The following is a 24,413-nucleotide window of genomic DNA, read 5'->3' as shown; positions in this document are numbered from 1 at the left end:
ACCATGCTGGCCACCCGGGCCCCGGCGGGGCAACGGGTTTCCCGCCGGCCGGCACCCGAGGGGGTGCCGGCCGGCGCGGAGGCGCCCTAGCTGTTCTGTCCGGGGAGGTTGTGAACAGGTGATGCAGCTCTCGGCTGAGAGGTCTTGAAACGGGTGAGGGCCTTCTGGCCTGGTGTGGATTGCGACATCTGCACCGGCGACCAGAAAGGCCCTCGTGCCCCACCGTAACGCACCCCTGACCGAGACAGGACGGCTGAGGCTGGCCCGCTGCGTCGTCGACGACGGCTGGCCGCTCCGCAGAGCCGCCGAGCGGTTCCAGGTCTCACCTACGACCGCCCAGCGATGGGCGAGCCGCTACCGGGACCTGGGCGAGGCAGGAATGGCCGACCACTCCTCCCGCCCGCACAACAGCCCCGCACGGACACCGACCCGCACCGAACGGCGGATCATCAAAGTCCGCCTCGCACGCCGGTGGGGCCCCGCCCGCATCGCCCACCTGCTGGGCCTGGTTCCCTCGACCGTGCACCGCGTTCTGACCCGCTACCGCCTGGCCCGGCTCACGCACCTGGACCGCGTGACCGGCCGGACCATACGCCGCTACGAACGCGACAGGCCCGGCGAGCTGGTGCACGTGGACATCAAGAAACTCGGCAACATCCCCGACGGCGGAGGCCACAAGGCCCTCGGTCGACAGGCCGGCCGCAAGACGCGGTCCGGCGCCGGCTACAGCTACATCCACACCGCCGTCGACGACCACTCCCGCCTCGCCTACAGCGAGATCCTCACCGACGAGCGCAAAGAAACCGCCACCGCCTTCTGGACCCGCGCCCACGCCTACTTCACCAGCGCGGGGATCACCGTCGAACGCGTCCTGACCGACAACGGCGCCTGCTACAACTCCCGCACCTGGCGCGACGCCCTTGCCCTGGCCGGGATCGCCCACAAGCGAACCCGGCCCTACCGGCCGCAGACGAACGGCAAGGTCGAACGCCTCAACCGCACCCTGCTCGACGAATGGGCCTACGCACAGCCCTACCGGTCAGAGCGGGAACGACGCGACGCATTCCCCGCCTGGCTGCACTCCTACAATCACCACCGCGGACACACCGCACTCGCAGGCAAACCACCCGCCAGCCGCGTCCCCAACCTCACAGGGCAATACACCTAGCGGGCGTTGAAGTACTTCGCCTCGGGGTGGTGCAGCACGATGGCGTCCGTCGACTGCTCCGGGTGCAGCTGGAACTCCTCGGACAGCTTGACCGAGATCCGCTCCGGGCGCAGCAGCTCCACGATCTTGGCGCGGTCCTCCAGGTCGGGGCAGGCGCCGTAGCCGAGGGAGAAGCGGGCGCCCCGGTACTTCAGGGCGAACATGTCCTCGATCGCCTCCGGGTCCTCCCCGGCGAAGCCCAGCTCGGCCCGCACCCGTGCGTGCCAGTACTCCGCCAGCGCCTCGGTGAGCTGCACGGACAGCCCGTGCAGCTCCAGGTAGTCCCGGTAGCTGTTCGCGGCGAACAGCTCGGCCGCCGCCTCGGAGACACGGTTGCCGACGGTCACCACCTGGAAGCCGACCACGTCCGTCTCGCCGGACTCCTTCGGGCGGAAGAAGTCGGCCAGGCACAGCCGGCGCCCGCGGCGCTGCCGGGGGAAGGTGAAGCGGACCCGCTCGGAGCCGTCCTCGTGCAGCACCACCAGGTCGTCGCCCTCGGAGTGGCACGGGTAGTAGCCGTAGACCACCGCGGCCTCCAGCAGGCCGTCGGTGTGCAGGCGGTCCATCCAGCCGCGCAGCCGGGGCCGGCCCTCGGTCTCCACCAGCTCCTCGTAGCTGGGGCCGTCGCCGGCGCGCGGCGCCTTCAGGCCCCACTGGCCCATGAAGGTGGCGCGCTCGTCCAGCCAGGAGGCGTAGTCGGCCAGCGGGATGCCCTTGACGATGCGGTCGCCCCAGAACGGCGGGGTGGGCACCGGGTTGTCGGTGGCCACGTCGGAGCGCACCGGCCCCTGCTCCGCCTCGGCCGCCTCGGTGACCTGGGCGCGCGGCGCCACCCGGCGGCGCTTGAGCTCCGGCAGCGTCGCCCCCGGGACGCCGCGCTTGACCGCGACCAGGGCGTCCATCAGCCGCAGGCCCTCGAAGGCGTCCCGGGCGTAGCGGACCTCGCCCTGGTAGATCTCGTGCAGGTCCTGCTCCACGTAGGCGCGGGTGAGGGCGGCGCCGCCGAGGATCACCGGGTACTCGGCGGCGATGCCCCGGCTGTTCAGCTCCTCCAGGTTCTCCTTCATGATCACCGTGGACTTCACCAGCAGCCCGGACATGCCGATCACGTCGGCCTTGTGCTCCTCGGCGGCCTCCAGGATGGCCTGCACCGGCTGCTTGATGCCGAGGTTGACCACGGTGTAGCCGTTGTTCGACAGGATGATGTCGACCAGGTTCTTGCCGATGTCGTGCACGTCGCCCTTGACCGTGGCCAGCACGATGGTGCCCTTGCCGGGGCCGCCCTCCACCTTCTCCATGTGCGGCTCCAGGTAGGCGACGGCCGTCTTCATCACCTCGGCCGACTGGAGCACGAAGGGCAGCTGCATCTGCCCGGAGCCGAAGAGGTCGCCGACCACCTTCATGCCGGCCAGCAGCGTGTCGTTGACGATCTCCAGCGCGGGGCGGGAGGCCAGCGCCTCGTCCAGGTCGGCCTCCAGCCCGACCCGCTCGCCGTCGATGATCCGCCGCTGCAGGCGCTCCTCCAGGGGCAGCGCGGCCAGCTCCTCGGCCCGGCCGGCCTTGACGGACTTGGTGTCCACCCCGGCGAACAGGTCCATGTAGTGGGCCAGCGGGTCGAACGCCGGCTGGTCGCCCTCGGCCGGGCGGCGGCGGTCGTAGATCAGGTCCAGCGCGGCCTGCCGCTGCTCCTCGGGGATGCGGTTCATCGGGAGGATCTTGGAGGCGTGCACGATCGCCGAGTCCAGGCCCGCCTCCACGCACTCGTGCAGGAAGACCGAGTTCAGCACCATGCGGGCGGCCGGGTTGAGCCCGAAGGAGATGTTGGACAGGCCGAGGGTGGTCTGCACCGCCGGGTGCCGGCGCTTGAGCTCGCGGATCGCCTCGATGGTGGCGATGCCATCGCGGCGGGACTCCTCCTGACCGGTGGCGATGGTGAAGGTCAGGCAGTCGATGATGATGTCCGACTCCCGCACGCCCCAGTTGCCGGTCAGGTCCGCGATCAGCCGCTCGGCCACCGCGACCTTGTGCTCGGGGGTGCGCGCCTGGCCCTGCTCGTCGATGGTCAGGCCGATCAGCGCGGCGCCGTGCTCCACGGCCAGCGCGGTGACCTTGGCGAACCGCGAGTCGGGGCCGTCGCCGTCCTCGTAGTTCACCGAGTTGATCACGGCCCGGCCGCCGAGCGCCTCCAGGCCGGCCCGGATCACCTCCACCTCGGTGGAGTCCAGCACGATCGGCAGGGTGGAGGCGGTGGCCAGGCGCCCGGCCAGCTCGCGCATGTCCGCCACGCCGTCCCGGCCGACGTAGTCCACGCACAGGTCGAGCATGTGGGCGCCGTCGCGGATCTGCTCGCGGGCGATCTCCACGCAGTCGTCCCAGCGCTGCTCCAGCATGGCCTCGCGGAACTTCTTGGAGCCGTTGGCGTTGGTGCGCTCGCCGATCGACAGGTAGGAGGTGTCCTGCCGGAACGGCACCGTCTGGTAGAGCGAGGAGGCGCCGGGCTCCGGGCGCGGGGTGCGCGGGGCCAGTTCACGGCCGCGGACCCGCTCGACGACCTGCCGCAGGTGCTCCGGGGTGGTGCCGCAACAGCCGCCGACCAGGGACAGGCCGTAGTCGCGGACGAACACCTCGTGCGCGTCGGCCAGCTCCTCGGGCGACAGCGGGTAGGTGGCGCCGTTCTTGCCGAGCACCGGCAGGCCGGCGTTGGGCATGCAGGACAGCGCGGTGCGGGCGTGCCGGGACAGGTAGCGCAGGTGCTCGCTCATCTCGGCCGGGCCGGTGGCGCAGTTCAGGCCGATCAGGTCCACGCCCAGCGGCTCCAGGGCGGTCAGCGCCGCGCCGATCTCCGAGCCGAGCAGCATGGTGCCGGTGGTCTCCACGGTGACCTGCACGATCAGCGGCAGCTCCAGGCCGCTCGCCCGCAGGGCGCGCCGGGCGCCGACCACGGCCGCCTTGGTCTGCAGCAGGTCCTGGCTGGTCTCCACCAGCAGCGCGTCGGCGCCGCCGGCGATCAGGCCGGCCGCGTTCGCCTGGTAGGCGTCGCGCAGCCGGGCGTAGGGCGCGTGACCGAGGGTGGGCAGCTTGGTGCCCGGCCCGATCGAGCCCAGCACCCAGCGCGGGCGGTCGGCGGTGGACCAGCCGTCGGCGACCTCGCGGGCCAGCCGGGCGCCGGCCTCCGCCAGCTCGTGGGTCCGCTCGACGATGCCGTACTCCCCCAGGCCGCCGAAGTTGGCGTTGAAGGTGTTGGTCTCCACGCAGTCCACGCCGGCCGCGAAGTAGGCGTCGTGGACGGAGCGCACGAACTCGGGGCGGGAGACGTTGAAAATGTCGTTGAGGCCCTCGTGGCCCTCGAAGTCGTCGAGGGTGGGGTCCTGCGCCTGGAGCATGGTTCCCATGGCCCCGTCGGCCACGACGACCCGGGTCGCCAGTGCTTCGCGGAGGGCGGCCGCGCGGCTGCGCTGGTCCGGCCGTGGGGTGGACGGGGTGGACGTGGCCATGGAGCGTCTCCCTGGGGTGCGACGGCTGTCGGCTTGTGCGCGGCCGGGGCCCGCCGGGCGGGCGACGGGCGCCCCCTTGGGCGCCCGCTGGTCGCGCCGCACCCGCGTGGCGCGCGAGTGCGTGCTGTTCAGAGTATCCGCCGACGCCGCGGGACGACCGGGCGGACCGCATCGCGGAACGGGGAACCCGGGCGCGGCCGCGCCGAGGTCCGCCCGCGCGCATCCGTCCGGCCCCGCCCGCCCCGCACTCCCCCGCCCGCCCACGCCCCTGCCCACCCGGCGGCCCCCGGCCGGCGCGGCGTCCACCGGCCGGGGTGCGGGGAGGCGGCGCCTAGGCGATCCGCGTCGCGCCGGCGGAGGGGACGGCGGTGAAGACGCGCGGGGCGGCGTGGCCGGCCTCGGCGAAGGCCGCGCGCACGGCGTCGGCGACCGCCTCGGCCGCGTCCGCCTCGACCAGGGCGATGGCCGAGCCGCCGAAGCCGCCGCCGGTCATCCGGGCGCCCAGGGCGCCCGCGGCCAGCGACGCCTCCACGGCGAGGTCGAGCTCGGCGCAGGAGATCTCGTAGTCGTCCCGGCAGGAGGCGTGCGAGGCGACCATGAGGTCGCCGGCGTCGCGCAGCGCGCCGGCGCGCAGCCGCTCGACGAACTCCAGCACCCGGGCGTTCTCGGTGACCACGTGGCGGGTGCGGCGGCGCCGCTCGTCGTCCTGGAGGCGCTCCAGGGCCCCGTCCAGCTCCGCCAGGCCGATGTCCCGCAGCGCCGGCACGCCGAGCTCCTCGGCGGCGGCCTCGCAGGCGGCCCGGCGGCTGGCGTAGGCGCCGTCGCCGAGGGCGTGCTGCACCCGGGTGTCGATCACCAGCAGCCGCAGCCCCTCGGCGGCGAGGTCGAAGGGGACCTGCTCGGCCAGGCCGGCGCGGGTGTCGTAGAAGAGCGCGTGGCCGGCGGTGCAGCGCATGGAGGCGGTCTGGTCGAGGATGCCGCAGGGCACGCCGACGAAGTCGTTCTCGGCCCGCTGCGCCACCCGGGCGAGCTCCGCGTCGGTGAGGCCGGCGTCGAACAGGTCGTTCAGGGCGAGGCCGGTGCCGCACTCCAGGGCGGCGGAGGAGGACAGTCCGGCGCCGGTGGGCACGTCGCTGTCGATCAGCACGTCGGCGCCGGTCAGCCGGTGCCCGTCGGCCAGCAGCACCCAGGCCACCCCGGCGGGGTAGGCGGCCCAGCCGTGCACGGCTCCGGGGGCGAGCTCGTCCACGGACACCACGGCGATGTCCGCGTCGGAGCCGACCGAGGTCTGGGTGGAGGCGAACCGGAACAGGCCGTCGGTGCGGCGCGCCGCGGCGACCCGGGCGGTGTGCGGCAGGGCGATGGGCAGCACGAAGCCGTCGTTGTAGTCGGTGTGCTCACCGATCACGTTCACCCGGCCTGGGGCGGCCCACACGCCGTCGGCGGTGCGGTCGAAGAGTTCCCGGAAACGCTCGCGGACGTCCGCGTCGCCGGTGGCGGTGCCCGCCCGGAGGGTGTCGCGGGGTGCGTCGGTGGTCATCGTGTGCTCCTCAGGGCGCCCTCACGGGCGGGCGGGGGGTGGTCGGGCCTTGGAGGTGGGCGGTGGCGCGGTGGCACGGGCGGTGGCGCGGGGCGCGGCCGGGGCGCCCCGCGCTGCGGCGCCGTGGGGTCAGGCGGTGCCGTTCTGGGCGAAGGCCCAGGCGTCGGCCACGATGCGGTCGAGGTCGGTGCGGGTCGGGGTCCAGCCGAGTTCCCGGCGGGCCCGCTCGGAGGAGGCCACCAGCACCGCCGGGTCGCCGGCGCGGCGCGGGGCGGTGACGGCGGTGAATTCCCGGCCGGTCACCCGGCGGACGGTCTCGATGACCTCCTTGACCGAGAAGCCGGCGCCGTTGCCGAGGTTGCAGACCAGGTGCCGGCCCGGCTGGGCACCGGTCAGGGCGAGCAGGTGGGCCTCGGCGAGGTCGGCCACGTGGATGTAGTCGCGGACGCAGGTGCCGTCGGGCGTCGGGTAGTCGTCGCCGAAGATCGACACGGAGTCGCGCCGGCCGGCCGCGGCCTGCAGGACCAGGGGGATCAGGTGGGTCTCGGTGGTGTGCCGCTCGCCGTAGCGGCCGTAGGCGCCGGCCACGTTGAAGTAGCGCAGGCTGACGGCCGCCAGGCCGTGCGCGGTCGCCTCCGAGGTGATCATGTGGTCCACGGCCAGCTTGGAGGCGCCGTAGGGGTTGGTCGGCCGCGCGGGGGCGTCCTCCACGATGGGGCTGGACTCGGGCTCGCCGTAGGTGGCGGCCGTGGAGGAGAAGACCAGCCGGCCCACGCCGGCCTCGCGCATGGCGGCGAGCAGCGCGATGGCGCCGCCGACGTTGTTGTCCCAGTACTTCTCGGGGACGTGCACCGACTCCCCGACGAGCGAGGAGGCGGCGAAGTGCAGCACGGCCTCGTAGCCGGCGCCGGCGAGCACCTTGGCCGCGACGTCCTGCACCCGTCCCTCGACGAACGCGGCGCCGTCCGGCACGGCGTCGCGGTGGCCGGTGGACAGGTCGTCCAGCACGGTCACCTCGTGACCCGCCTCGATCAGGTGGGCGGCGCAGACGCTGCCCACGTAGCCGGCACCGCCGGTCACCAGTACCTTCATGATGGCTTGATTCCCTCTTCCGTCCGGGCCGCCCGGGAGGAGGCGGCCGGCGATGACGCGTCCTCAGACGCCTGCCTGGCGGAGTCGCTCGGCGGCGCCCTCGGGCGCGATGTCGTTCGCGAATGCTCCCATGCCCGATTCCGAGCCCGCGAGGAACTTCAGCTTGTCGTCGGCCCTGCGGATGGTGAACAGCTCCAGGTGCAGCGCGTACTCGGCGCGGTCCGGCATGTCGGTGGGGGCCTGGTGCCAGCCGGCGATGTAGGGGGCCGGGGTGGCGAAGAGCCGGTCGAAGCGGCGCAGCAGGTCGAGGTAGAGACCGGGGAACTCGGCCCGCTCGGCGGCGTTCAGCGCGGTGAGGTCGGGCACCCGCCGGTTCGGGTACAGGTGCACCTCGTAGGGCCAGTGCGCGGCGGCCGGGACGAAGGCCGTCCAGTGCTCGCCGGCCAGCACGATCCGCGCACCGTCGGCCCGCTCGGCGGCGAGCACGTCGTCGAAGAGGTTGCCGCCGGTGCGCTCGCGGTGGGCGCGCAGCGAGCGCAGCACCCGGGCGGTGCGCGGGGTGGTGTAGGGGTAGGCGTAGATCTGGCCGTGCGGGTGGGCGAGCGTCACGCCGATCTCGCGGCCGCGGTTCTCGAAGCAGAAGACCTGGGCGACGTCCGCGCGGGCCTGGAGGTCGGCGGTGCGGTCGGTCCAGGCGGCCAGCACGGTGGCGGCCTGGCTCTCGCTCAGGTCGGCGAACGAGCTGTCGTGGTCGGAGGTGAAGCAGACGACCTCGCAGCGGCCGACGCCGGGCGCCCGTTCGAACAGCCCCGGGTGCTCCGGGAGGGGCTCGGCGGCGCGGGCGCCCTCGGGCCCGCCGGAGAGCGAGGGGAACTGGTTCTGGAAGACCGCCACCTCGTAGTCCGGGTCCGGGATCTCGCTGTGCCGGCCCTGCTGGGAGGGACACAGCGGGCACTCGTCCGCGGGCGGGAGGTAGGTGCGGTTCTGCCGGTGCGAGGCGACGATCACCCACTCGTCCAGCATGGGGTCGTGGCGCAGTTCCGAACGGCTGTCGGTGCGGGGCAGCGGCCGGGGGTCCGGCAGGCCGCGCTTCGGGCCCTGCGCGGTGGCGGCCGGCACGCGGTCGTAGTAGAAGATGTCCCGCCCGTCGGCCAGTTCCGCCCGGGTGCGCAGCACCGCCGGGTCGGAGTCGACCGGCGTGCCGGGGGCGGAGGTGCCGCCCGCCATGGTGCTCAACTGAAGCCTCTCCTCATCTCCCCACGCCCCGGCCGGGCGGCTGGTCGCGCCCGGGCGGCGGGCCGTGGGTGTCGAACCGAACAGGTGCCGCGGCCACCGAGACACCCACCGGGGCGGCCCCGGCGGTTACCAGCATTGGGATTTTTCGATCGCTTGTCAACACAATCCAACAACTTCAAACAGTGACCGATCGCGTCACCTCCGTCCGCGACCCGCGTGCCCCCGGCGCATTGGCCGTAGGCTGAGATCATCCGTGTCGGGGGCGCGGGGTCGCGCCCGCACGCGAGGAGATGGACGACGGACGGTCCGCGCGGACCGTCGGAAGGAGGCGCTGGGTGATCGAGCTCGAGAACGTGCCCGAGCTGATCGACCCGGTCATGGTGGCCGCGTTCGAGGGCTGGAACGACGCGGGGGAAGCCGCGTCGGCGGCCGTCGCGCACCTGGACCAGGAGTGGAAGGGCGAGGTCTTCGCGGCCCTGGACGCCGAGGACTACTACGACTTCCAGGTCAACCGCCCCACCGTCTGGCTGGACGGCGGCGTGCGGAAGATCACCTGGCCGACCACCCGGCTGTCGATCGTCCGGGTCCGCGAGCCCCGGCCCCGCGACCTGGTGCTGGTCCGTGGCATCGAGCCGAGCATGCGCTGGCGCTCGTTCTGCAACGAACTGCTCGGCTTCGCCCACGAACTCGGTGTCGAGATGGTGGTGATCCTCGGGGCCCTGCTCGGCGACACCCCGCACACCAGACCGGTCCCGATCAGCGGGGTCACCTCGGATCCGCAGCTCGCCACCAAGCTGGACCTGGAGGAGAGCCGCTACGAGGGCCCGACCGGCATCGTGGGCATCCTGCAGGAGGCGTGCTCGCACGCCGGCGTGCCGGCGGTGACCTTCTGGGCCGCGGTGCCGCACTACGTGCCCCAGCCGCCCAACCCCAAGGCCACCCTCGCCCTGCTCAACCACGTCGAGGACCTGCTGGGCCTGCGGATCCCGCAGGGCGAGCTGACCGAGGAGGCCCGCGCCTGGCAGCGCGGGGTGGACCAGCTGGCAGCCGAGGACAGCGAGGTCGCCGAGTACGTCCAGACGCTGGAGGAGGCCCGGGACACCGCCGAACTGCCGGAGGCATCCGGCGACGCCATCGCCCGGGAGTTCGAGCGCTACCTGCGCCGCCGGGACAACCTGCGCGGTGAACACGGCAAGCCCGAGGCGGGCCGCCCGGGCATCACCCGGCCGGGCACCCCGGCCGCGGAGGCCCCGGCCGGCGGCGAGGGCGCGCCCGACGAGGCCGCGGCCGTCGACGAGGCCGCCGTCGAGGAGCCCGGCGGCGTCGAGGAGCCTGGCGGGACGGGCCCGGCCGCCCGCGGCGGTCAGGCCGGCGACGGCCCGCCGCCGGGCGGCTCCGAGCTGACCGGGGGGCGGGGGCGGCCGGCCGACGAGACCGACCGCGAGATCGCCGACGACGACGGCACCCCCGGCACGGACGAGGACTGACCCGCCCGGACGCACCCCGGTGCCCCGGACACCGCACGGGAAAGAGCCCCGGACGGCCGCTTGGCCGTCCGGGGCTCCTCCGTGTGCCGCACTCCTGCCCTAGAGCGCCACCCCGAGCAGGGCGTCGGCCATCCGGCTGATCAGCCCGGGCGCGGCCGTGTCGGTGCCGCCCTCGGCCGACTGGCGCTCCGCCCAGGCGTCCACCGTGGCCAGCGCGCGGGGGGCGTCCAGGTCGTCCGCCAGCGCGTCGCGGACCTGCTCCAGCACGGCGTCGGCCGAGGGACCGTCCGGCCGGGAGACGGCCGCCCGCCAGCGGGCCAGCCGGGCTTGCGCCCGCTCCAGGTCGTCGCTGGTCCACTCCCAGTCGCTGCGGTAGTGGTGCGCCAGCAGGGCCAGCCGGATCGCCGCCGGATCGGCCCCGTCCCGGCGCAGCCGGGAGACGAACACCAGGTTGCCCCGCGACTTCGACATCTTCTCGCCGTCCAGCGCCACCATCCCGGCGTGCACGTAGGCTCGCGCGTAGGGGTGCCGGCCGGTGAGCACCTGGGCGTGCGAGGCGCCCATCTCGTGGTGCGGGAAGGCCAGGTCGCTGCCGCCGCCCTGCACGTCGAACGACATGCCCAGGTGCTCCAGGGCGATCTGCACGCACTCGATGTGCCACCCCGGGCGCCCGGCGCCGAGCGGGCTGTCCCAGGCCGGCTCGCCGGGCCGGGCCGCCTGCCACAGCAGCGGGTCGAGCGGGTTCTTCTTTCCGGGACGCTGCGGGTCCCCGCCGCGCTCGGCGGCGAGCCGCAGCATCTCCTCCCGGTCGTAGCCGGAGACCTCGCCGAAGTGCGGGTCGGCGTCCACCGAGAAGTAGATGTCGCCGTCGACGTCGTAGGCGGCGCCGCGCTCGCGCAGCCGGGCCACCAGGTCCACGATGCCGGGTATGGCCTCCACCGCGCCCACGTAGTGGTCCGGCGGCAGCATCCGCAGCGCGATCATGTCCTCCCGGAAGAGCGCGGTCTCGCGCTCCGCCAGGGCCACCCAGTCCTCCCCGGTCTCGCGCGCCCGGACCAGCAGCGGATCGTCGACGTCGGTGACGTTCTGGACGTAGACGACGCGTCGTCCGGCGTCCCGCCAGACCCGCTGCACCAGGTCGAAGGCGTTGTAGGTGGCGGCGTGTCCCAGGTGGGTGGCGTCGTAGGGCGTGATGCCGCAGACGTAGAGGCCGGCGGAGGGGCCGCCGGCCGTGGCGACCAGGGCGCCACTGGACGTGTCGTGCACCCGGAGGGTACGGCCCTCACCGGGCAGGACGGGAACCTCAGGAGCGGGCCAGGCATGCATGATGCAGAGCCTAACCGGCGCCGCCCACGGCATCGACACCGCATGAGGTGCGAAGATCCACAGCCGGGACGGCCGACCCACGGGGGCGTGCCGGCCCGTGCCGGCACACTTAGATCGGCGGCCAGGGGATGGCCGGCCACTCGTCGGTGGGCAGCGGGTAGCGCCCGTCGGCCAGCAGCACGGCGATCCGGTCGCGCAGCGCGGCGAGCTCGTCCCCGGTGAGCCAGGCCGCCAGCGTCTCGCCGGTGGGCCCGGCCACGGCGGTGGCGAGCCGCCCCAGCAGCGCCCGCTCCGCCTCCTCCAGCGGCTCCCCCGCCCATCCCCACAGCAGGGTGCGCAGCTTGGGATCCACGTTGAAGGTCACCCCGTGGTCGATGCCGAGCAGCCGCCCGTCCACGGCGCGCAGCAGGTGGCCGCCCTTGCGGTCGCCGTTGTTCACCACGGCGTCGAAGAGCGCGATGCGGCGCAGCCGGGGGTCGTCGGCGTGCACCAGCAGCGCCGTGCGGCCGGGCCCCACCTCGGCGCGGCCCACGGCCCGCCAGCCGGGCCCCGGCTCGTCGGCGTCGACCAGGGCGAACAGCTCGGTGGCGTCCACGGACTCCGCCGCGGGCTCCCCGGCCGCCTCGGCGTCCGCCTCCGGCCCGGCGGCTGCGCCGGTGGCCGCCTCGGCCCCCGCCTCCGCGGGGTGGTCGGGGGCGGCGTCGCCGGTCGGCCCGGCCTCCGGCGCGTCGTCGTCCTCGCCGGCGGCGTCCGGCTCCGGGGGCGGGCCGATCCACAGCTGGCACATGCCGGGCCCGAACGGGCCGTCCCGCAGCACGGTCGGCGGCACCACGTGCCAACCCGCCGCCCGGGAGACGGTGTACGCGGCGACCTCGCGGCCGGCCAGGGTGCCGTCCGGGAAGTCCCACAGCGGACGCTCGCCCGCGACCGGCTTGTACACGCAGTGCACCGACTCGGCCCCGGCCGTCACCCGGCCGAGCAGCACGGCGTTGGACGCCTGCACTATCCGGCCCAGCACCGTCAGCTCGCCCTGCTCCAGCAGGTCGAGGACGGCCTGCTCCGCCGACCCGGCGGACCGGGGGCGGGGCACCGGGCTCAGCGGCGGTATCCGTTCTGACGCGGGCACACATGTCCTTCCGGGTCCAGGGGCAGCGAGCAGAACGGGCACGGCGGCCGGCCGGCCGCGACGACCTCCAGGGCTCTGCCCGCGAACGCCCGGGCCTGCGCGCCGGTCATCCGCACCCGCAGCAGCGGCGGGCCGTGCTCGTCGTCGCCGATCAGCGCGTCGGCGGCCTCGGTGGCCAGCTCGTTGGCCAGCTCCTCGCCGAACTCGTCGGGGTCGACCTCGACGACGGCCTGCGCCTCCACGACCACCGTCTGGGTGTCGCCGTCCCAGGCCAGCGCCATGGTCCCGACCCGGAACTCGGCCAGCACCGGCTGGTCCAGCGGCGCGGTGTCCCGCAGGTCGGTGGGGGCGACGGCGGGGACCGGCGCGGTTCCGCCGCTGCGCCGTAGCACCTCGTCGAGCAGCTCGTCAATGCGCTCGGCGAGCGCTTCGACCTGCACCTTCTCCAGGGCGACGCTGGTCACCCGGCTCCCGGAGGTGGCCTGGAGGTAGAAGGTGCGTTGGCCGGGTTCCCCCACCGTTCCGGCGACGAAACGCTCCGGTGGATCGTAGAGGAAGACCTGTCGGGGCACGTGTCCAGCTCCGATACTCGACGTGGGATTCGCCCGCTCGACGTGGGACTTACGCTCCCACCCTACCTACGGATGATCGACCGCGGTGTGCCCCGCCCCCGGCTCGCCGTCACGCGTTGCCGGCGGGGCCCCGCCGGGGCACGTTCCCGGGCCCACCGGGGCGCGCCGGACGGGTGGGGAGCGCTCCGCTCAGGCGCCGCCGGCGCCGCCCCCGACCACGGCGTCGCCGGAGGCGTCCGGCGTGGCCGCCTCCTCGGCCGCGGCCGTCTCGGCGGCCTCCGCGGCCGGCGGTGGCGGCGGCGGGACGAGGTCGGCGAGCCGCCCGGTGTCCCCCGCCCGGAGCAGGAACGGCCGCATCGGGGTGTACCGCACGGCGCTGATCGAGCACGGGTCCACCGCGATGCGCTGGAAGAGGTCCAGGTGCATGCCGAGGGCGTCGGCGAGCAGGGCCTTGATCACGTCCCCGTGGGTGCACACCAGGTAGACGGCGTCCGGGCCGTGCTCCTCGGTGACCCGCTCGTTCCAGTCCCGGACCGCCTCCACGGCCCGCTGCTGCATGGCCCGCAGCGTCTCGCCGTCCTCCCCCGGGAAGCGCGCCGCCGAGGGGTGCTGCTGCACGACGGGCCACAGCGGGTCCTTGGCCAGCTCCTTGATCTCCCGGCCGGTCCAGTCCCCGTAGTGGCACTCCCCCAGCCGTTCGTCCACGGCGACCGGCACGGCAGCGCCGTCGGCGGACGCCTCGGCCCGCTCCAGCAGCGGCGCCAGCGTCTGCCGGCAGCGCTCCAGCGGACTGGTGACGATCCGGGCGAGCGGCACGCCGGCGAGCCGGTCGGGCAGCGCGGCGGCCTGGGCCAGGCCCCGCTCGTCCAGGTGGACGCCGGGCGACCAGCCGGCCAGCCGGCCGGAGGTGTTGGCGGCGGACCGCCCGTGACGCAGGAACAGCACCGTGGGCATGCGGTCAGCTTAGGGCCTGCCGCCACCGCCGGTGCCGCCCCGGGGGTGTCCCGGCGCCGGGCGCGGGCGTGCTCCACCCCTCCGCCCCGAGGAACGGCGACGCACCGTCCGGACCCGGACGCGGTCGGTCACCGGTCCGGCGTTGCCCCCGCCGGTCCCGCCCGCGCCGCGCCGCCCGCCGGCCGCCGGGGAGGCACAATGCCACCGTGATCGTTGACTTCGGCTTCTACCGCGACGGACGACGGGTGGCGGACGGGCCGACGGACCCGGCGCGGCTGGCCGAGGCGCTCGCCGGCACGCCCCGGGACGGGGACACCTTCGCCTGGATCGGCCTCTTCGAACCCGGCGAGGAGGAGTTCGCCTCGGTGGCCCGGGAGTTCGACCTGCACCCGCTGGCCGTCGAGGACGCGCTGCACGCGCACCAGCGCCCCAAGCTGGAGCGGTACGGCGACACCCTGTTCCTCGCGCTCAAGCCCGTCCAGCACGACGACGAGGGTGCGTCGCTCCGCGCCGGCGACGTGTTCGTGTTCGTCGGCGCCGGATTCGTGGTGACCGTGCGGCACGGCCCCACCTCCCCGCTCGGCGAGGTCCGGCAGGCGCTCCAGGAGCGCCGGCGGGTGCTCGCGCACGGGCCGGCGGCCGTGATGTACGCGGTCTGCGACGCCGTCGTGGACCAGTACCTGGAGGTCGCCGAGGCGCTGCGGCTGGACCTGGAGGACGTGGAGATCGCCGCGGTCCCGGCCCCGTCCAGCCGGGGGGCGTCGCGCGGCGGCGGGGCCGCCGAACGGGTCTACGCCTTCCGGCGCGAGCTGGTGGGCTTCCGTCGTGCCACCGTGCCGCTGCTCGCCCCGCTGCAGCGGCTCAGCGAGGTCCCGATGCCGAACGTGCCCGAGCGCAGCCGGCCGTTCTTCCGCGACGTCAGCGACCACCTGATGCGGGTCAACGACCAGGTGGAGGCGATGGACCGGCTGCTGTCCAACATCCTGGACGCGACGCTGGCGCAGGTCAGCGTGCGGCAGAACGACGACATGCGCCGGATCTCCGCCTGGGCCGCCATCGTGGCCGTCCCGACCGCGCTCGCCGGCATCTGGGGCATGAACTTCGAGCACATGCCGGAGCTGCGCCAGGGATGGGGCTACCCGGCGGCGCTGGCCATGATCGCGCTGGTCAGCGTGGTGCTGTACCGGATATTCCGGCGCAGCGGCTGGCTGTGAGCGGCGGGGCCCGGAAGGCGTAACCTCCGTGCCGGGCAGGCGTTGTACCGGGCGCCGGATGCGGCGGGGACGACCCCCGAGCCCCCGCCGCATCCGCCGTTCCACCGCTTCGCCCGCGCCGCGGCGGGTCAGCCCAGGCCGGCCAGTTCCAGCGCCTCCACGCCCACCCGCAGCGCCGCCAGCCGGCCGTCCAGGTCCGCCGCCATCGGCGCGAGCGTCAGGGTGGTGACCCCGCTGTCCGCGTAGGCCCGCATCCGCTCGGCGATCCGCTCCCGGTCGCCCACCAGCGCGGTGGCCTCGACCAGGCTGCGCGGCACCGCCGCGGCCGCCTCCTGCGGGCGGCGGGCGAGGTACAGCTCCTGGATCGTCGCCGCCTCCCTCTCGTAGCCCATGCGGCAGGCCAGGGCGTTGTAGAAGTTCTTCTCCCGGCTGCCCATCCCGCCCACGTACAGCGCCGTGTAGGCGCGCACGGCGTCGGCGGCGCGCTCCGGGTCGTCGTCCACCACGATCGGCACGGTCGGCACCACGTCGAACCCGTCCAGGTCGAGCCCGGCCCTGCGCCGACCGGCCCGGATCCGGTCCAGCGACTGGTCGGCGTGCTCGGGGGCGAAGAAGATTCCCAGCCAGCCGTCGGCGATCTCCCCGGCCAGCTCCAGGTTCTTCGGCCCGATGGCCGCGATGTACAGCGGGACGCGCTCGCGCACCGGGTGCACCGTGAGCTTCAGCGGCTTGCCGGGGCCTCCGGGCAGCGGCAGCGTCCAGTGCTCGCCCTGGTGCGCCACCCGTTCGCGCCGCATCGCCTGGCGCACGATGTCCACGTACTCCCGGGTGCGGGCCAGCGGCCGGTCGAACTTCACGCCGTACCAGCCCTCGGAGACCTGCGGCCCGGAGACGCCGAGGCCGAGCCGGAAGCGGCCGCCGGAGAGCGAGTCCAGGGTGGCGGCGGTCATCGCCGTCATGGTGGGGGTGCGGGCCGGGATCTGCATGATGGCCGAGCCGATGTCGATCCGCTCGGTCTGCGCGGCGACCCAGGACAGCACGGTCGGCGCGTCCGAACCGTACGCCTCGGCGGCCCAGCAGACGCTGTAGCCGAGCCGGTCGGCCTCCCTGGCCACGGCCAGGTTGTCGCGGTCCACGCCCGCTCCCCAGTAGCCGAGGTTGACGCCGAGTCGCATGAGCCGCTCCCGTTGTTGGTGTCCGTCGCGGTGCCGCGCCCGGCGGCGCCGGGACGCGGCCGGCCGGAGCGTTGCGCGCCGCACTCTACCGGCCGGTAGCTTCTCCGTCAGCGCCCCGCGCGACCCGCCCGCCGACCAGCGCTGACGATGCCCGTCCGGGAGCGGCTCGGCCGTTAGTCTCGTCGGACATGGAACAGCGACAGCTCGGCCGTACCGGCCTGCGGGTGTCCCGTCTCGCACTGGGCACCATGACCTGGGGCCGGGACACCGGTGAGCACGAGGCCGCGGAACAGCTGAAGTCGTTCGTGGACGCGGGCGGCACCCTGGTCGACACGGCCGACGTCTACTCCGACGGAGAGGCCGAGTACCTGCTGTCCCGGATGCTCGACCAGCTCGTCCCCCGGGAACGACTGGTGATCGCCACCAAGGCCGGCAGCACCCCGCAGGGGCCGCGGCGCTTCGACAACTCGCGCGGCAACCTGCTGCCCGCGCTGGACGCCTCGCTGCGCCGCCTCGGCACCGACTACGTGGACCTGTGGCAGGTCCACGCCTTCGACCCGCTCACCCCCTTCGAGGAGACCCTCCAGGCCCTCGACCTCGCGGTGACCAGCGGCCGGGCCCGCTACGTGGGCCTGAGCAACCACAGCGGCTGGCAGCTCGCCCACGCCGCGACCTGGCAGCTGGCGGCGCCCGGGCGGATCCCGCTGTCCTCCACGCAGCTGGAGTACTCCCTGCTGCAGCGCGGGCTGGAGCGCGAGGTGCTGCCCGCGGCGCTGGCCCTGGGCGTCGGCCTGCTCGCCCACTCCCCGCTCGGGCGCGGCGTGCTCACCGGCAAGTACCGGTACGGCGTCCCGGTCGGCTCCCGGGCCGACTCCGAGCACATGGCGCCCTTCGTCGAGCCGTACCTGGACGACCGGGGCCGGCGCATCGTGGACGCGGTGGCGACGGCCGCCGACGGCCTGGGCAGCTCCCCCCTCCAGGTCGCCCTCGCCTGGGTCCGCGACCAGCCCGGGGTGGCGTCGGCGATCACCGGAGCGCGGACGGCGGCCCAGCTCACGGCGGTGCTGTCGGCCGAGCGGCTTACCCTGCCCGTTGAGATCCGGCGCGCGCTGGACGACGTGTCGCAGCCCGTGCACCGCTATCCCGACCAGGACTGGAGCGAGCTTTGAGCACCCCCGAACCCGACGCCGCCACGCAGCCTCCCGTGCCGGACGGGCAGGGGCGGCGCGGCGGCCCCAGCGGCGTCGGCGACCACGGCGGCCGGCCGGAGGGCGGGGCCGGCGGCCCGGCGCGCTCCGACGCCAAGGCGGCGGCGCTGGCCGCGCTGGCCGCGATCACCGGCGGCGCCGGCGGCGCCGGCGGCGCCGCCGGCGCGGGGCTCCAGGTCGGCACCACCGACCTGGCCTACGTGGGCGCGCCGAAGCCCCCGGTGGACGACACCGCCGACGCCAACGACACCCCCGACGCCGACGATGCCGCGGCCGGTGACGCCACCGACGCCACCGAGGAGGAGTCCGCGGCCGCCGAGGCTCGGCCGGACGAGGCCGAGGCCGCTGAGGAGGCCGAGCCGGCCGACGGCGCGCCGGAGCCCGCGGAGTCCGACGCCGACGGCGACGCCCCGGCGGAGCCGGCCCCGGAGGCCCCCGAGGCCGAGGCGGACGCCGACCCCGCCCCGGACGCCGGGCCCGCACCCGCCCCGGCGCCGGCGCCGGCGCCGGCGCCGGCGCCGACCCAGGAGGCCGCACCGGTCACACCGGCGTCACCCGTCGCGCCTGCCCCACCGGTCACACCGTCCGCGCCACGGGAGCCCTCGGGCGAGCTGGTCGCCGCGGTGGCGGCGGTGCTGGCCTCCGGCGGCGCTCCCGAGGCACTGGCGCCGTCCGCCGCGACGCTGCTGGGCGAGCAAGCGCCCGAGGCGCTGCGCGAGGACCCGTGGCTGGTGCTCGGCCTGCCGGGCGTCCGTCCCGAGCAGGCCGACGGCTTCGCCCGGGCGCTGCTCCAGGACCGGGCCACCCCGGACGACCCCCGGCGCGCCCGCGCGCTGGTGCTGTGGCTGCTGGAGCGGGCCGCTGGGCGGGGCAGCACCGCCGTGGCCCTGCCGGACCTCCTCGGGGCGCTGGAGCGCCACCGGGCCGGCGACGCCGGCGAGGCGGTGACCACGCTGCTGGCGGAGGGCGCGGTGCTCTCCTTCGAGGAGGAACTGCCCGCCACCGCCGCCGGCCGGGGCGGGCGTGCGGGCGGCGGCACGGAGCCGGCCGACGAGGCCGAGGAGGTGCCCACCGAGCGGCTGCTGGCCCTGGAGCGGCTCGCCCTGGCCGAGGAGAGCCTGGGTGAGGGCCTGGCCCGTCTGCTGGCCACCGCCGCCCCCGAGGAGGTCCCCTCCGGAGCCGTGCCCTCCTGGGACGCGCTCGGCGAGGCGGCGGCCGGCGCACCGAACGCCTCGGCGGCCGAACTGGTGCGCGCCGTGGCCGCCTCCGGGCTGGTGGTGCACTCCGGCGGCGAGGCCGCCCGGGCGGAGCCGGCGGCACTGCTGGCGGCGGCCGGACGGGCCGGCCTGCGGGCCCTGGGGGTCACCGCCACCGAGGACGGCCGGGGACGGCTGACCCGCGCGCTGGCCGGGCCCGCCACCGCCACCGGCCCGGACGCCGACACCGGCGCCGGTCCAGGGGCCGACACCGACGGCGAGGCCGGCGACGCGGGCCGGCCGCCGGCGGTGCTGACCGTGGACGCGCTGCTGGCCGGCCACGGCCCCGCGCGGGACGCCGAGGACGGCACCTGGGCGCTCGACCTGCTCGTCGTCCTCGACGCACCGATGCTGGACGTGGCGACCGGCGCCGCCCTGCTGGAGGCCCTGCCCGACGGCGCCCGGCTGGTCCTCTCCGGCGACCCCACGGTCCTGGAGTCCGCCGGCGCCGGTCGGGTCTTCGCGGACTGCCTGGCCGCGCGCGTCTGCCCGGTCGTGGTCTCCCGCACCCCCGACCCGGGGCCGGTCGGCGAACTGGCCTCCGGCATCGCGGTGGGCGAGCTGCTGGCCGTCGAGGCGCCCGGCCGGGAGGTCGTCGTCGTGCCGGTGGGCGATCCGAGCGAGGCGGTGCGCCGCGCGGGCCAGCTCGTCACCGAGTCCATCCCCCGCGCCTTCCAGCTCGCGGCGGAGGACGTCCAGGTGGTGACCTGCGGCCACGGCGGCCCGGTCGGCACCCGTGCGCTGAACGCCGCCTTCAAGGAGCGGCTCAACCCCGGGCCCGGGCGGTTCGGCGGCTTCGACCCCGGTGACCGGGTGGTGTACGCGGTCGCGCCCGGACGGGCCCTGCCCGGGCGGGTGGAGAGCGGTGGGCCGCAGGGCCTGGTGCTGCGGCACTCCGGCGGCGAGCTGACCGTGCCGCCGGCGGAGGTGGGCCGGCTCCGGCACGGTTGGGCGGTCACCGCGCACCAGGCGGCGGGCAACCGGTGGCCGGCCGTGGTGCTGGTGCTGCCGGGCGACGCCGAGGCCGTGCTGGACCGTCAGCTGGTCTACACCGCCGTCAGCCGGGCCGAGCACCACCTGTCGGTGGTGCAGGGCGCCGGCGCCGCGCTGGCCCGGGCGATCGCGGAGCGGGCGGCGGCCCCGCGCCGGACCAGGCTGCGCACGATCCTCCGGGAGAACGTGGTGGAGGCGGCCGCGTAGCCCGCGGTACGCCCCAGGGGTGGTGCCACCGGTGGCGGCTCGATCGAGGCCGCCACCGGTGGGGGCGAGGCGGTGGCCTCACTCCTCGTCGAGGTCCTCCTCGTCCAGGAAGTCGTCGTCATCGTCGTCGAAGACGGCGCTGACGTCGAAGCGACAGATCGCCCGCCGGGGGTCGGCGTCCTCGAACGGGTCGTTCAGCCACTCCCCCGGCTCGGTCGGCTCGATGGCGGTGACCCACAGCGTGGAGTCGCCCTCCTCCAGTCCGAACTCCTCGCTCCGGGTGGCGATCTCGTCGGGCTCGTACTGGTTGAACAGCAGGCTGAGGGCGGCGTTCACGCTCTCCGCGCCGTCCGCGCCGACATGGCCGACACCGGCGTCGGCCCCGGCCGCGTGGAGCCGACGGGCGTGTTCCACCAGAACGCTGGGTTCCGCGATGAGGTAGTCGCGGCGCACCAGCACGCTGATCGCCTCGGGCTGTTCCGGGCCCTCGTACGTCTCCGGGCGGTCGTCGCCCGGGACCTCGAAGGGGATCACCTCGTCGTAGGCGTCGTAGAGGATCTCGTCATAGGCGTCGGCCGCTGCCGAGAGCTCCGCGAACGCGCGGGTCACCGCGGGATCGTTCTCGCCCGAGCGGTTCTCCACCGCGGTCAGGTGACGATCCAAGGCGGCCTTGAGCGACTCGACGGCAGCGCGTACCTCGGCTGCGGAGGACTGCACGGCATCAGACATGGTGCTGACGGTATCGGGAGACGGCCTCCACGCGCACAATGGTTGTGATGGGCGAGTATGAATTCCACGAGTTGACCCTGCCGCGCGGCACCTCCCGGAGCGCGGCCCGGCAGTTGCTGACCGACCACGCGGAGTACGGCCACTGGGAACTGGCCCGGGTACGCCTGTACCGGGACGGCTCCCGGCGCGTCGTGCTGCGCCGACGCATCATCCGCCAGCGAGCCTTCCTCCCGAGAGCGTGAGCGACCGCGCCGGTGGCGCGTGACGGCGGCTCAGCGGGCGCCGTCACCGCCCTCGGCGGCGTGCGTCAACCTCGACCCCGACACTTCACCCCGACCCGACGGCACACCGACGTGACGCATCACACACCGGGCCGGCCCGCGAGACGCGGGCCGGCCCGGTGGTATGTGGAGGGAGCGCCGCCGCCGTGGACGGTCGGCCGCCGACGGTCAGGCGCGCCCGGTCGGCCTCGGACGTTCGGCCTCGGACGTTCGGCCCCGGAGGGGCGGCCCCGGAGGGGCGGCCGCGGACGGGTCAGCCCCGGGCGCCCGCGCGGCGCCGGTACAGCAGCCCGCCGCCGGCGATCAGCGCGGCGCCCAGACCGGCCGCCACCGCCATGTCGGTGCCGGCGCCGGTCTCCGCGAGGACGCCCGGGGCGGCGGCGACGGCGCGCTCGTCGGCGGCCGGAGCCACCTCCGCCGGTCCGGCGGCGGCGACCTCGTCGTCGTCCTTCTCCTGGTCCGGGGAGTCGCCGGCGCCGTCGACCTCGTCGTCGTCGGGCTTGTCGCCCTCCGGCGCCGGGCCGCACTCCTTGTCGCAGTCGTCTCCGCCGTCCTCGGGCCCGGTGTCGCCGTCGTCACCGGGGGTGGTGCGCTCCGGCTCCTCCACGGCGACGTTGTCGCACTCGTTGCCCGTGGTGGGGTTGAGGACGCCGACGACGTCCACGCTGTTGCCGCAGACGTTCAGCGGGACGTGCACCGGGATCTGCACGCTGTTGCCGGAGAGCACGCCCGGGGAGCCCGCCGCGACACTGGACGCCTCCGCGCCGGCCGCCCCGTCGCCGTCGACCACGTCGCTACCGGGGCCGCCGTCGGGGCCGGGCCCCTGCTCGGCGTCGTCCTCGCCGTCGACGGACGTGTTGGCGCAGACGTTGCCGACAGTCGGATTGAGCACGCCGATGACGTTGACGGTGTTGCCGCAGATGTTGATCGGGATGTCGATCGGCACCTGGATGCTGTTCCCGGAGGCCACACCGGGCGAGTCGACAGCGGCCCCATCCGCCTCAGCGGCGTATGCGGCACCCGCGGTGGGCGCCAGCACGCCTCCCGTGGCCACAACCAGCATGAGGCCCCCTCTGGCCACCTGTCGCATTGATTTCCTGCCTTCCGCGTCGGTCGCACGGACGGTTGTCCGTGCAAACAACAACGACGGAAGGCCCGCCCGGTAGTGACCCTCGCTCGATTTCACTCGAACGGGTGGAGTAACCCTCGGGATTCACCCGAGCACCCAGGGCATCGCGGCGATGCCGGTCGCCGCGGAGAGAGGGCGCGGCGCGGAACGGGGGCGCGAAAGGGGTGGCTCCGCGCACGGCGCCCAACCACGCGCGCAGCCACCCCTGTCAGCGATCCGTGCCCGGGGCCTCGGTCGGTCCCCGGTGACGTCGCCCGGCCCCTAGAACTCCTCTTCCTCTTCCTCTTCCGCGTTCACGCATGCGTTGCCGCCCGCGGGGTTCAGCACGCCGATGATGTCGATCGTGTTGCCGCAGACGTTGGCCGGGATGTGGATCGGGGCCTGGATGACGTTCCCCGAGACGATGCCCGGGGACCCGATCGCTTCACCCTCCGCCTCCGCGTCCGCGCTGGCGACACCGGCGCCGCCGAGCACGAGGCCGGTGCCGGCGGCTGCGACCGCGAGCATCTTGATGAGCTTCATCACTTCCTCCTTGTTCGGGCACGGCGGTGTCCGTGCCCGAACCCATCACAACGGGGGAAGTGACGCACGGCTACTCGAATCGAGCTTGATCACTCCGTTGAGTGACCATTCCTACTGCGACGGACCCACCCGGCACCCGGGAGGGCCGTCAGCGCAGCGGGAACGCCGCCAGCACGGCAGGGACGCCGTCAGCACAGGTCGAGGAAGCGGTCCAGCACGTTGGCGCCGAAGGTAAGCCCGTCCACCGGCACCCGCTCGTCCACCCCGTGGAACATCCCGGCGAAGTCCATCTCCGGGGGCAGCCGCAGCGGCGCGAAGCCGAAGCAGCGGATGCCGAGGTCGGAGAAGGACTTCGCGTCCGTGCCGCCGGAGAGCATGTACGGCACGGCCCGCGCCGCCGGGTCGAAGGCGCTCAGCGACGTCTGCATGGCCTCCACCAGCGCCCCGTCGAAGCTGGTCTCCAGCGCCTTGTCGGCGTGCACGTCCTCCCGCCGCACCCGCGGGCCGAGCAGTTCGTCGAGCTGCTCCAGGAACTCCTCCTCGTAGCCCGGCAGGAAGCGGGCGTCCAGGTGCGCGGTGGCCTGCCCGGGGATCACGTTGACCTTGTAACCGGCGCCCAGCATGGTGGGCTGCGCGGTGTTGCGCAGCGTGGTGCCGATCATCCGCGCGATCCCGCCCAGCTTGGCCAGCGTGGCGTCCATGTCCTCCGGGTCGAGCTCCACGCCCAGCGCGTCGGAGAGCTCGTCCAGGAACGAGCGCACCGTCTTGGTGACCCGGACGGGGAAGCGGTGCCGGCCGACCCGCGCCACGGCCTCGCACAGCTCGGTGACGGCGTTGTCCTCGTTGGTCATCGAGCCGTGCCCGGCCCGGCCGTCGACGGTCAGCCGCATCCAGTGGATGCCCTTCTCCGCCGTCTCCACCAGGTACAGCCGCAGGTTCTCGTTCACCGTGAACGAGAAGCCGCCCACCTCGCCGATCGCCTCGGTGACGCCCTCGAACAGCTCCGGGTGGTTGTCCACGAGGTACCGGGCCCCGTACGTCCCGCCGGCCTCCTCGTCGGCCAGGAACGCCAGCACCAGGTCACGGGGCGGCCTGCGCCCGCTGCGCATCCGGTCCCGCACCACGGAGAGCGTCATGGCGTCGAAGTCCTTCATGTCCACGGCGCCCCGCCCCCAGACGCACCCGTCGGCGATCTCGCCGGAGAACGGGTGGTACGTCCAGTCGTCGGCGTTGGCCGGCACCACGTCCGTGTGCCCGTGGATCAGCAGCGCGGGCCGCGAGGAGTCCTCCCCGGGCACCCGCACGATCGTGCTGGCGCGCCCCGGCCGCGACTCGTAGATCCGCGGCTCCAGCCCCACCTCGGCCAGCTTCTCCGCCACGAACTCCGCCGCGGCCCGCTCCCCCGGCCCGGGCTGGTCGCCGTAGTTGCTGGTGTCTATCCGGATCAGGTCCCGGCACAGCTCCACCACCTCGGCGTCCGGCTTCCCGACCGAAACCGCTCCGGTCGTGCTCGGCTCGCTCACAGTGTTCTCCCCTCGGGCGGCGACAGGTCGCCCCCCATCTTGCTACCCCCGCCCCCCTCCCCGGCACCGCCTCCACCCGCCCCCGGCCTCCCGGTCCCGCCCACCCCCACGCCCCACCCTCTCCCCCCACCCCACCCACCCC

Annotated in this window: 19 protein-coding genes; 6 read left to right on the top strand and 13 right to left on the bottom strand. The window is 74.8% G+C overall.

The genetic code is table 11. From position 1 onward, the window contains the following. The first annotated feature begins 214 nt into the window (after positions 1 to 214). Complete coding sequence (locus tag FHU37_RS04590; RefSeq protein WP_179812943.1) at positions 215 to 1,168, top strand: IS481 family transposase; 954 nt, start codon at positions 215 to 217, stop codon at positions 1,166 to 1,168. Here FHU37_RS04590 and metH read toward each other — a convergent pair. The 4 genes from metH to galT all read right to left on the bottom strand — a co-directional run bounded on the left by metH (position 1,165) and on the right by galT (position 8,509). After that, a complete protein-coding gene (gene metH, locus FHU37_RS04585; RefSeq protein WP_179812942.1) occupies positions 1,165 to 4,701 on the bottom strand; it encodes a methionine synthase in 3,537 nt (1,178 codons plus the stop codon). The genes FHU37_RS04590 and metH overlap by 4 nt on opposite strands. Before the next feature lie 331 nt (positions 4,702 to 5,032). Continuing rightward, on the bottom strand, positions 5,033 to 6,241 hold the full coding sequence (galK, locus tag FHU37_RS04580) for a galactokinase (protein WP_179812941.1): 1,209 nt from the start codon (positions 6,239 to 6,241) through the stop codon (positions 5,033 to 5,035). A 129-nt stretch (positions 6,242 to 6,370) separates the two neighbouring features. After that, a complete protein-coding gene (galE, locus tag FHU37_RS04575; protein WP_179812940.1) occupies positions 6,371 to 7,333 on the bottom strand; it encodes a UDP-glucose 4-epimerase GalE in 963 nt (320 codons plus the stop codon). 63 nt (positions 7,334 to 7,396) lie between these two features. Next, positions 7,397 to 8,509: a galactose-1-phosphate uridylyltransferase gene (gene galT / locus FHU37_RS04570; RefSeq protein WP_376774009.1), complete on the bottom strand. Its 1,113-nt coding sequence runs from the start codon at positions 8,507 to 8,509 to the stop codon at positions 7,397 to 7,399. A 395-nt stretch (positions 8,510 to 8,904) separates the two neighbouring features. Here galT and FHU37_RS04565 point away from each other — a divergent pair, with 395 nt between their 5' ends. Continuing rightward, the gene (locus FHU37_RS04565; protein ID WP_179812939.1) at positions 8,905 to 10,056 is read left to right on the top strand and encodes a PAC2 family protein; all 1,152 of its coding nucleotides are present in this window, start codon (positions 8,905 to 8,907) and stop codon (positions 10,054 to 10,056) included. A 99-nt stretch (positions 10,057 to 10,155) separates the two neighbouring features. Here the strand turns inward: FHU37_RS04565 and mshC are convergent, their stop codons facing one another. From mshC to FHU37_RS04545, 4 genes are all read right to left on the bottom strand, one after another. Beyond that, on the bottom strand, positions 10,156 to 11,382 hold the full coding sequence (gene mshC / locus FHU37_RS04560; RefSeq protein ID WP_179812938.1) for a cysteine--1-D-myo-inosityl 2-amino-2-deoxy-alpha-D-glucopyranoside ligase: 1,227 nt from the start codon (positions 11,380 to 11,382) through the stop codon (positions 10,156 to 10,158). Positions 11,383 to 11,491: 109 nt separating this feature from the next. Then, entirely contained in the window at positions 11,492 to 12,481 is a 990-nt protein-coding gene (locus tag FHU37_RS04555; protein WP_246450230.1) for an Rv2133c family protein, read from the bottom strand. Beyond that, positions 12,478 to 13,080 carry an Rv2134c family protein gene (locus tag FHU37_RS04550; protein ID WP_179812936.1) on the bottom strand — a complete coding sequence of 201 codons (603 nt, stop codon included), beginning with the start codon at positions 13,078 to 13,080 and terminating at the stop codon, positions 12,478 to 12,480. The genes FHU37_RS04555 and FHU37_RS04550 overlap by 4 nt, the downstream gene beginning before the upstream one ends. A 189-nt stretch (positions 13,081 to 13,269) precedes the next feature. Further along, complete coding sequence (locus FHU37_RS04545; protein WP_179812935.1) at positions 13,270 to 14,034, bottom strand: histidine phosphatase family protein; 765 nt, start codon at positions 14,032 to 14,034, stop codon at positions 13,270 to 13,272. Positions 14,035 to 14,240: 206 nt separating this feature from the next. Here FHU37_RS04545 and FHU37_RS04540 point away from each other — a divergent pair, with 206 nt between their 5' ends. After that, complete coding sequence (locus FHU37_RS04540; RefSeq protein ID WP_179812934.1) at positions 14,241 to 15,248, top strand: magnesium and cobalt transport protein CorA; 1,008 nt, start codon at positions 14,241 to 14,243, stop codon at positions 15,246 to 15,248. Between the two features lie 128 nt (positions 15,249 to 15,376). Here FHU37_RS04540 and FHU37_RS04535 read toward each other — a convergent pair whose 3' ends face one another. Further along, on the bottom strand, positions 15,377 to 16,423 hold the full coding sequence (locus tag FHU37_RS04535) for an LLM class F420-dependent oxidoreductase (RefSeq protein ID WP_179812933.1): 1,047 nt from the start codon (positions 16,421 to 16,423) through the stop codon (positions 15,377 to 15,379). Positions 16,424 to 16,611: 188 nt separating this feature from the next. Between FHU37_RS04535 and FHU37_RS04530 the strand changes: the two genes are divergently transcribed. Continuing rightward, on the top strand, positions 16,612 to 17,592 hold the full coding sequence (locus FHU37_RS04530) for an aldo/keto reductase (RefSeq protein WP_179812932.1): 981 nt from the start codon (positions 16,612 to 16,614) through the stop codon (positions 17,590 to 17,592). Next, positions 17,589 to 20,087 (top strand): ATP-binding domain-containing protein, encoded by a 2,499-nt coding sequence (locus FHU37_RS04525; RefSeq protein WP_179812931.1) that lies wholly within the window; start codon positions 17,589 to 17,591, stop codon positions 20,085 to 20,087. Before FHU37_RS04530 ends, FHU37_RS04525 begins: the two co-directional genes overlap by 4 nt. Positions 20,088 to 20,165: 78 nt before the next feature. Here the strand turns inward: FHU37_RS04525 and FHU37_RS04520 are convergent, their stop codons facing one another. After that, positions 20,166 to 20,816, bottom strand: a complete 651-nt coding sequence (locus tag FHU37_RS04520) for a hypothetical protein (protein WP_179812930.1) — start codon at positions 20,814 to 20,816, stop codon at positions 20,166 to 20,168. 47 nt (positions 20,817 to 20,863) lie between these two features. On the opposite strand from FHU37_RS04520, the gene FHU37_RS04515 reads away from it, so the two are divergent. Next, positions 20,864 to 21,058, top strand: a complete 195-nt coding sequence (locus tag FHU37_RS04515; protein ID WP_179812929.1) for a DUF5703 family protein — start codon at positions 20,864 to 20,866, stop codon at positions 21,056 to 21,058. A gap of 292 nt (positions 21,059 to 21,350) precedes the next feature. On the opposite strand, the gene FHU37_RS04510 is transcribed toward FHU37_RS04515, so the two are convergent. The 3 genes from FHU37_RS04510 to FHU37_RS04500 all read right to left on the bottom strand — a co-directional run bounded on the left by FHU37_RS04510 (position 21,351) and on the right by FHU37_RS04500 (position 24,271). Continuing rightward, the gene (locus FHU37_RS04510) at positions 21,351 to 22,160 is read right to left on the bottom strand and encodes a chaplin (protein ID WP_246449558.1); all 810 of its coding nucleotides are present in this window, start codon (positions 22,158 to 22,160) and stop codon (positions 21,351 to 21,353) included. 327 nt (positions 22,161 to 22,487) lie between these two features. Then, positions 22,488 to 22,748 (bottom strand): chaplin, encoded by a 261-nt coding sequence (locus tag FHU37_RS04505; RefSeq protein WP_179812927.1) that lies wholly within the window; start codon positions 22,746 to 22,748, stop codon positions 22,488 to 22,490. Positions 22,749 to 22,936: 188 nt separating this feature from the next. Then, complete coding sequence (locus FHU37_RS04500; protein ID WP_179812926.1) at positions 22,937 to 24,271, bottom strand: M20/M25/M40 family metallo-hydrolase; 1,335 nt, start codon at positions 24,269 to 24,271, stop codon at positions 22,937 to 22,939. Positions 24,272 to 24,413 lie beyond the last annotated feature (142 nt).

Origin of the sequence: Allostreptomyces psammosilenae, from assembly GCF_013407765.1 — a bacterium.
GTDB classification, from domain to species: domain Bacteria; phylum Actinomycetota; class Actinomycetes; order Streptomycetales; family Streptomycetaceae; genus Allostreptomyces; species Allostreptomyces psammosilenae.
This window is presented reverse-complemented; position numbering and strand designations above follow the sequence as displayed.

What these genes read in the sequence shown, in the direction of transcription:
- metH (WP_179812942.1), bottom strand. Translation starts at nt 4,701, where the DNA reads ATGGCCACGTCCACCCCGTCCACCCCACGGCCGGACCAGCGCAGCCGC.
- galK (WP_179812941.1), bottom strand. Translation starts at nt 6,241, where the DNA reads ATGACCACCGACGCACCCCGCGACACCCTCCGGGCGGGCACCGCCACC.
- galE (WP_179812940.1), bottom strand. Translation starts at nt 7,333, where the DNA reads ATGAAGGTACTGGTGACCGGCGGTGCCGGCTACGTGGGCAGCGTCTGC.
- mshC (WP_179812938.1), bottom strand. Translation starts at nt 11,382, where the DNA reads ATGCATGCCTGGCCCGCTCCTGAGGTTCCCGTCCTGCCCGGTGAGGGC.
- FHU37_RS04545 (WP_179812935.1), bottom strand. Translation starts at nt 14,034, where the DNA reads ATGCCCACGGTGCTGTTCCTGCGTCACGGGCGGTCCGCCGCCAACACC.
- FHU37_RS04535 (WP_179812933.1), bottom strand. Translation starts at nt 16,423, where the DNA reads ATGCGACTCGGCGTCAACCTCGGCTACTGGGGAGCGGGCGTGGACCGC.
- FHU37_RS04530 (WP_179812932.1), top strand. Translation starts at nt 16,612, where the DNA reads ATGGAACAGCGACAGCTCGGCCGTACCGGCCTGCGGGTGTCCCGTCTC.
- FHU37_RS04520 (WP_179812930.1), bottom strand. Translation starts at nt 20,816, where the DNA reads ATGTCTGATGCCGTGCAGTCCTCCGCAGCCGAGGTACGCGCTGCCGTC.
- FHU37_RS04515 (WP_179812929.1), top strand. Translation starts at nt 20,864, where the DNA reads ATGGGCGAGTATGAATTCCACGAGTTGACCCTGCCGCGCGGCACCTCC.
- FHU37_RS04510 (WP_246449558.1), bottom strand. Translation starts at nt 22,160, where the DNA reads ATGCTGGTTGTGGCCACGGGAGGCGTGCTGGCGCCCACCGCGGGTGCC.
- FHU37_RS04505 (WP_179812927.1), bottom strand. Translation starts at nt 22,748, where the DNA reads ATGAAGCTCATCAAGATGCTCGCGGTCGCAGCCGCCGGCACCGGCCTC.